Origin of the sequence: Gelidibacter sp. (assembly GCF_039916245.1) — a bacterium.
Lineage (GTDB): Bacteria > Bacteroidota > Bacteroidia > Flavobacteriales > Flavobacteriaceae > Gelidibacter.
The window spans coordinates 1-7,497 of the sequence record NZ_JBDSLS010000302.1 but is presented as its reverse complement, the minus strand read 5'-3'; the positions used below and the strand labels follow the sequence as shown (position 1 = coordinate 7,497).

8 protein-coding genes and 1 pseudogene are annotated in these 7,497 nt (G+C 36.9%); 5 read left to right on the top strand and 4 right to left on the bottom strand.

Annotated elements, in window-relative coordinates; translation table 11 throughout:
• Window positions 1-311 (bottom strand): annotated as a pseudogene (locus tag ABIQ28_RS15280) (glyceraldehyde-3-phosphate dehydrogenase); the annotation flags it as partial.
• 180 nt (window positions 312-491) lie between these two features.
• A complete protein-coding gene (locus tag ABIQ28_RS15275; RefSeq protein WP_348038850.1) occupies window positions 492-1,901 on the bottom strand; it encodes a trypsin-like peptidase domain-containing protein in 1,410 nt (469 codons plus the stop codon).
• 176 nt (window positions 1,902-2,077) lie between these two features.
• Between ABIQ28_RS15275 and dapF the strand changes: the two genes are divergently transcribed.
• The 5 genes from dapF (at window position 2,078) to ABIQ28_RS15250 (ending at window position 6,108) form a co-directional block, all read left to right on the top strand.
• Window positions 2,078-2,851: a diaminopimelate epimerase gene (dapF, locus tag ABIQ28_RS15270; protein WP_348038848.1), complete on the top strand. Its 774-nt coding sequence runs from the start codon at window positions 2,078-2,080 to the stop codon at window positions 2,849-2,851.
• A complete protein-coding gene (locus tag ABIQ28_RS15265) occupies window positions 2,851-3,375 on the top strand; it encodes a GNAT family protein (protein WP_348038846.1) in 525 nt (174 codons plus the stop codon). The genes dapF and ABIQ28_RS15265 overlap by 1 nt, the downstream gene beginning before the upstream one ends.
• A complete protein-coding gene (gene mltG / locus ABIQ28_RS15260; protein WP_348038844.1) occupies window positions 3,376-4,419 on the top strand; it encodes an endolytic transglycosylase MltG in 1,044 nt (347 codons plus the stop codon). It abuts the gene before it with no gap.
• Between the two features lie 3 nt (window positions 4,420-4,422).
• Window positions 4,423-5,334 (top strand): DUF2279 domain-containing protein, encoded by a 912-nt coding sequence (locus tag ABIQ28_RS15255; RefSeq protein WP_348038842.1) that lies wholly within the window; start codon window positions 4,423-4,425, stop codon window positions 5,332-5,334.
• Between the two features lie 105 nt (window positions 5,335-5,439).
• Window positions 5,440-6,108 carry a peptidoglycan-binding protein LysM gene (locus ABIQ28_RS15250; RefSeq protein WP_348038840.1) on the top strand — a complete coding sequence of 223 codons (669 nt, stop codon included), beginning with the start codon at window positions 5,440-5,442 and terminating at the stop codon, window positions 6,106-6,108.
• On the opposite strand, the gene ABIQ28_RS15245 is transcribed toward ABIQ28_RS15250, so the two are convergent.
• A complete protein-coding gene (locus ABIQ28_RS15245; protein WP_348038838.1) occupies window positions 6,109-6,825 on the bottom strand; it encodes an SAM-dependent methyltransferase in 717 nt (238 codons plus the stop codon).
• Between the two features lie 211 nt (window positions 6,826-7,036).
• Window positions 7,037-7,492: a low molecular weight protein-tyrosine-phosphatase gene (locus ABIQ28_RS15240; protein WP_348038852.1), complete on the bottom strand. Its 456-nt coding sequence runs from the start codon at window positions 7,490-7,492 to the stop codon at window positions 7,037-7,039.
• Window positions 7,493-7,497 lie beyond the last annotated feature (5 nt).

Genomic DNA, 7,497 nt, shown 5'->3' with positions numbered 1-7,497 from the left:
TCTTCCAAATGAAATTCATAGGTCAGTTTTCCGATATCCAATTTTGCTGGTGGCACATCTAAAGTTTTAATGGCTTGGGCAATCTCTACAGAATCAAAAATTGAAATTGGTTTTTGAACAAATTCACCTGCATATTCATGCAAATTCAAAATCTCACTAACATTTTTGTCAATTAATTGATTTCTGAAAAGTACAAGTTCAATGGATTTATCATACCAAAGATCACTGACTATTTTAACAAATTCAACTGTTGCTCTTCGTCTGTCTGCTTGAAAAGCCAATTCGTTTTCATAAGTTCCGTTCAAACTCATTGTGTTTAGATTTAATAGGTCTGCTTATTAGGCAAACAGGTTGATGTTGTGTTTGTTTCCGACGTTTCGGAGTGCAAAAGTAATATATTTCAAACGTTTTCGTAGCGATAAGGAGAAATAAAAAACCCTCTAAAGCAGATTCGCATTAAAGGGTTAAAAGGGTTTAAAATATATGCTCGATTATCTAAAAATAAAGCTCTCTTTTTGTCCTGAACTATTGATGACGGACATTTTCTTTAAGCTTTTTTCATCGTCGCCAAATTTTTGTTTCAGTTTCATGATATCATCCACATTTTTGATTTGTTGGTCATTGATTTCGGTAATCACATAGCCTCTATTAATTCCCAAATTTTTATAAAGTGCATAATTCTCATTTTTGACTACTACAACACCATGGTCGATTTTGCTGCTTTTTTTGATATCACTTGGGATATTTCTTAATTGCATATTGAGATAATCAATGGTGGCAATTTCACTTTTGGATAAGGTGACCGGAATTGTTTTTTCAGAACCTTTTCTTATAATATTCAAGTTAACCACATCATTAGGCCGTTTTGTGCTCAAATAGCCACTAAGATCAGAGAATTTTGAAATGGTAATATTGTCAATTTTTTTAATAATGTCTCCCTGTTGGATGCCCGCTTTTTCTGCACCAGAGTTTTCTTCAACATCACTCACAAAAAAGCCTTGGGTAATATTGACTTCAAATTTTTCAGCAGTGCTACTATTTAATTCGCCGCCTCTTACACCTAAAATACCATTTTGGACATTTCCAAATTCCATAATGTCTTCAACTACTTTTCTAGCAATATTGCTCGGTACTGCAAATGAATACCCAATATAGGAGCCCGTTTGAGAAGTAATGGCCGTGTTGATCCCAATCAATTCACCACGGGTGTTGACCAAGGCACCACCAGAATTCCCTGAGTTTACAGCGGCATCCGTTTGAATAAAGGATTGTTCATTAATACCAGATAAATCTCTGGATTTCGCGCTAATTATCCCCGCAGTTACGGTGGAGTTTAAGTTAAATGGATTTCCTACTGCCAAAACCCATTCACCAACTTTAGCTTGATCAGAATCTCCAAAAGTTGCAAAAGCTAATTCGGATTCTGTATCGATCTTCAACAATGCAATATCGGTTTTTTCATCCGTGCCAATAAGTTTGGCATTATAAACTCGATTATCATTTAAGGTGATGGAAAGTTGGTGAGAACCATTAATAACATGGTTGTTGGTAATAATGTAACCATCTGGCGAAATGATTACGCCACTTCCGGTACCAATCTGCGCGCGCTCTGTGGTTCGGCCCATAAACAAATCTTGCATCGTCATCGGCGCTCTACTTATACTGGTGTTTTTAACGTGTACCACAGCGTGTACAGCGTCATTTGCCACTTCCGTGAAGTCTGGCGCATTCAAAGTGCCATAATTACTTACCGGAGTGTTACTCGCATTAAAATAAGGAATGCTCGAATTTGAAGTGGAAACTTGAGCGACCGTGTTTTTTTCAATAAATACTTTATAAGCGGAAAGCGTCATGATTCCGCCTAAAGCTGAAGCTAAAATTAGAGTTAAAATCTTTTTCATTTTTAATTCGTATTAATAAAGGTTTATAAATGATGTAGGTTATAAACTCAATAGTTTAACGATTAAATTTAATTTTTTATTGAGTTATAACAGTTCTTTTAACGATTTTTAACGCCAACATTAACGCTGGTTTAACATCACAAAAACCCATCAAGTTTCCTATATTTGCCAAACCTATGAAACAGACATTCTATAAATATCAAGGTACGGGCAATGATTTCGTGATGATTGATAATCGTCACTTAACCTTTGGCAAAAAAGATACCAAACACATTAAATTCTTGTGCGACCGACGTTTTGGCATTGGTGCCGACGGATTAATTTTACTTGAGAACCACGAGACGCTGGATTTTAAAATGGTTTATTTCAATGCCGATGGTAATCAAAGTTCCATGTGTGGTAATGGTGGACGTTGTATTGTGGCATTTGCCAATTTCCTAGGGATTATTGAAAACAATACAAGCTTTGAAGCCATTGACGGATTGCATCATGCGCAAATAGAAAATGATACGGTTAAACTTCAAATGCAAGATGTGACTCACTTGGAAAACTTTGAATCGCATGTGTTTTTAAATACAGGATCCCCACATCATGTGCAAATGGAAGCCGATTTGGAGCATCTTAATATAAAGGAAGTTGGGTCAAAAATTAGATATGGCGCCCCTTATAATGCTACTGGCAGTAATGTAAATTTTGTTTCAAAGATTTCTGATGACATTTTTACGGTCAGAACTTATGAGCGTGGGGTTGAAGATGAAACCTTATCCTGTGGCACAGGCGTGACTGCGGTTGCATTGGCCATGAATTATATTGGAGAGACCGATAAAAACCTGATCACTTTAAATGTAGAAGGAGGGAAGCTCCGAGTGTCTTTTGAGAAAGACGGTCAAGGATATAAAAACATTTGGTTGATTGGTCCTGCCATTCAAGTTTTTAAAGGCCAGATATAATGGAGACTCTAAAAGGTAAACGCATCTATTTGCGAGCATTGGAACCAGAAGATTTGAGCTTTTTGCACAGCGTTGAAAATGATGAAAATGTTTGGGAAATGAGCCATACTCAAACGCCTTATTCTCTATTCATTCTGAAGCAGTATCTGGAAAATGCCCATCAAGATATTTTTGAAGCCAAACAGTTGCGTTTGGTCATTTCCAACTACGATAATAAGCCTTTGGGCTTGATTGATTTGTTTGATTTTGATTTTAAAAACAGTCGTGCGGGCGTCGGGATTTTGGTATATGAACTTGAAGACAGGCAACAAGGCTATGGAAAGGAAGCACTTCAATTGTTGATTAACTATAGTTTTACGCATCTCAATCTACACCAACTTTACTGTAATATCGCTGAAGATAATCAGGCTAGCATCAACTTATTTGTCAATGAAGGATTTGAAAAAGTCGGCGTGAAAAAAGATTGGATTTACAGTAATAAGACCTATAAAAACGAATATTTATTCCAACTCATCAATAGCTAAATGTATATAAAAAGAATCCTTGTTGCCGTTGCGTTAATCGGTTTAGTTGTGGCTGCTTTTGTAGCTTACACAATTTATCAAACCATGTTTGTCTCTAACACCGCGTTTAATAACGATGTGGCTTATGTTTATATTCCAACGAATGCCACTTATCAGGATGTAAGGGCAGAGTTGGAGCCCTTATTGAAAGACATAGAGAGGTTTGATGCGCTTGCAGAACGCAAAAAATACACTTCGAATATCAAAGCGGGGAAATATGCCATAAAGAAAGGGATGAACAACAATGATATTATCAATTCGATTAGGAGCAACAATATCCCTGTAAAACTTTCTTTTAACAATCAGGAATCTCTGGAACGTTTGGCGGGTCGTATTTCTACACAAATTGAAGCGGACAGTTTAGAGCTGTACTCAGTGATGTCTTCTCCTGAATTTTTGAAGGCAAATGATTTTGATTCCAAAACAGCTTTGGGAATGTACATTCCAAATAGCTACCAATTTTTTTGGAATACTTCCGCAGAACAGTTTAGAGATAGAATGCTTAAGGAATACCATCGCTTCTGGAACGCTGAGCGTTTGGCAAAAGCAAAAGCCATTGACCTTACTCCCGAAAAAGTAATGACGATGGCCTCTATCGTGCAAAAGGAAACTGCAAAAGTAGATGAACGCAAAAGAGTAGCAGGAGTTTATATGAACCGTTTAAAAATTGGAATGCCATTGCAGGCCGATCCAACAGTTATTTTCGCCATGAAACACAGTTCAGGGGATTTTGACCAAGTTATTAAACGGGTCCTTTATAAAGATTTAGAATTGGATTCTCCGTACAACACCTATAAATATACAGGCTTGCCTCCAGGATTGATCGCTATGCCCGATATCAGTTCCATAGATGCTGTTTTAAACTACGAAAACCATGATTACTTTTATTTTGTGGCCGATGTAACGAATTTTGGGTATCACAAGTTTGCAAAAACCCTGTCCCAACACAACGTGAACAGGCAGGAATATGTAAAATGGATCAATCAGCAAGGCGTAAAGCGATAACCTATGCTCAAAATAAAATTTATTTTAATTTTATTCCTATCGTTCATTTCAAATTCTTTTTCGCAAACCAAATTTGACAGATTCCTTACGCCAAGTGATACCTTAAACACCTCCAGAAGAACTGCAGTTTATATCTCAGAAGCCGCTGTTGGAGGCTTGACTTTAATCGCGCTCAATCAATTATGGTATGCTGATTACGAGCGCTCCAATTTCCATCCAATCAATGATAATCAGGAATGGCTTCAGATGGATAAAATGGGACATATGTTCTCGTCCTATCAATTGGGAAGGATTGGTGCCAGTGCTTTAAATTGGAGTGGTGCCAGTAAAAAAGAGCAACTGCTTTACGGTTCGACCTTGGGTTTTACGTTTTTAACTGCCGTTGAAGTTTTAGATGGTTTTAGTAAAGAATGGGGTTTCTCTTGGGGTGATATGATAGCAAACGGTGCTGGAACCGGTCTTTATATTGGCCAAGAATTGCTTTGGGAAGAACAGCGCATCACCTTAAAATACTCCTTCCATCAAACAAAATATGCTAAACTAAGTCCGGATAAGTTGGGCGACGGACTTTTAGAAGAGCTTTTAAAAGATTATAACGGTCAAACGTATTGGCTCAGTTTTAATATCCATTCCTTTTTAAAAAACGAACAAATTCCAAAATGGTTGAATTTGGCAGTCGGTTATGGCGCAGATGGCATGGAGTTTGATTATAACGAGCCTGCCGTTAATTTTGTTGCTAACAAAAAACGAACCAGGCAGTTCTATTTGAGTTTAGACGTAGATTTGTCAAGGATTGAAACAAAATCACAGGTGTTGAGATCCATCTTTGATGTTCTGAACGTAATTAAGGTGCCTTTTCCAGCATTGGAGTTCAACGATAAAAATGACATAAAACTCCACGCTATCTATTTTTAGAAGCCTTAAACGATTAAGTTTGAGGGTTTAACAGAAGATTGTAACTTTGCACACTGAAATTTAAGTCTGTTTTAAGGAATAAAGGCTTTACAAGAATTAGGAATTATGTTAAAAAAAATCACTAATTATTTTGTTATCCCTTTTGCAATTTGCGTCGGTTTATACCTAGCGCTTTTTCCAAAAACAACTGTAGATATGTCTATCTTTTCTACAGCCGGGTTAGAATTAAATTACACAGTTTCTGAGGATATCGCACTCTTATCCACTAATGAAGTAACGCCCCAACAAACAACATACAACAGATATTTTCCTTATTTAGGGAAGTCTTACTTGGGATTTAAAGAAGCTCTTGCTTTTAAAGAATCCCGAGGAAACTATTTTACGGTTAATGATTTGGGTTACTTAGGGAAGTATCAATTTGGTGCTGAAACTTTGAAGTTATTAGGGGTTTATAATCCTGAATATTTTTTATACACACCAGAATTACAGGAAAAGGCTTTTTTAGCCAATTCTGAACGTAATAAATGGATTTTGAGAAAAGATATTGCAAGATTTGTAGGTAAGGAAATTCATGGTGTAACCATTACTGAATCGGGTATACTTGCAGCTGCGCATTTAGCGGGACCTGGAAGTGTCAAGAAGTTTTTAAGAAGCTCTGGTGGAGATAACTTTTCAGATGCTTATGGGACTTCAATCTCGTCGTATATGAAACGATTTTCAGGTTATGACACGTCTTTTATCAAGCCAAACAAAACGGCAAAAGCCAATCTATAATCAGTCCTTGTGAATGATGAAGATGGCAGGACGTTTGTGTAGGTCAATTTTGATGTGTTTCCAATCGTTAATGGTGTAAGTTTTTATATACTCTGATGGTAAAGTCAAGTCACAAGCAACGCAAACTCGTGTTTGTGGATGTAATGTGGTGCACAAATCCTCCAACATTTTATTATTTCGATAGGGGGTTTCTATAAACAGCTGACTTTGATTTTGGTCATGTGATAACTTTTCTAAGCGTTTCAATTCTGCTTTTCGTTCGTCTTTGTCAATGGGTAAATAGCCATTAAAAGCAAAGCTTTGACCGTTCATACCAGAACCCATCAGTGCCATTATAATGGATGAGGGACCAACTAGCGGTACCACTTGAATATTGTTTTGATGTGCAAGTTTTACCATGTCCGAGCCTGGGTCGGCTACTGCAGGACATCCGGCTTCAGATAAGAGGCCGATTGATTTCCCTTCTTTGCAGGCATCCAAAAACGTTAGTTTCTCAGCGGTTTCCGTAAATTTATTTAAAACTTTTAAATGTAACGATGGCTGTGATTTTTCTGGATTTGTCTTTTTGATGAACTTTCTCGCTGTTTTTTCATTTTCAACAATATAATGGTCAGTGATTTCTATGACTTTCTTTATGGAGATAGGCAATACTTCCCAAACGGGATTTTCTCCTAAATCTGTAGGAATTAAATATAATTTACCGGTTTGATTTTCCATCAGTTTTTAACAATTTTTCGGGTGGATTAAATAAGCTTCCTTCAAAGGTAATTATTGTTTTGATTTATTGTTCAGAAACCTTATTTACATCCAGGATGTGGTTCATGAGAATCTCAAGAATTGAAAGTGAGCCCATCTTAATTGAGATTTACGGCATAGCAACCTTATGCTGGTTGTTAACAGCCTCATTACCGGGAAACTTAAATGAGAACTATTTTTTTAATTCTGATGCAATTTTTTCACAAACCTCATCCAAAAGCGCATAAACATCATCAAAATCTTTAGAATCTCCCCAATATGGATCAGGAACTTCTTGTGGTGTCGTTGATGAAGCATCCTCAAGAATCAATTTCACTTTAGAAATGTCATTTGTGTCCCTAGCCAATTTTACCACGTTTTCATAATTGGATTGATCCATCACGTAGATGATGTCAAAATTATCAAAATCGGAGCGTTCAAATTGTCTACATCTCTGGTTGGTAATGTCGAGACCGTTAGCTTTTGCGGTGGCAATGGAGCGATGGTCTGGTAATTTACCGATATGGTAGTTTCCTGTACCAGCAGAGTCGACTTCAAATTTATCAGCAGGCAATTTAGATTCAAGAATGCCGTGTGCCAATGGGGATCGGCAGATATTCCCCAAACAAACCATTAATATTCTTGTCATGATGT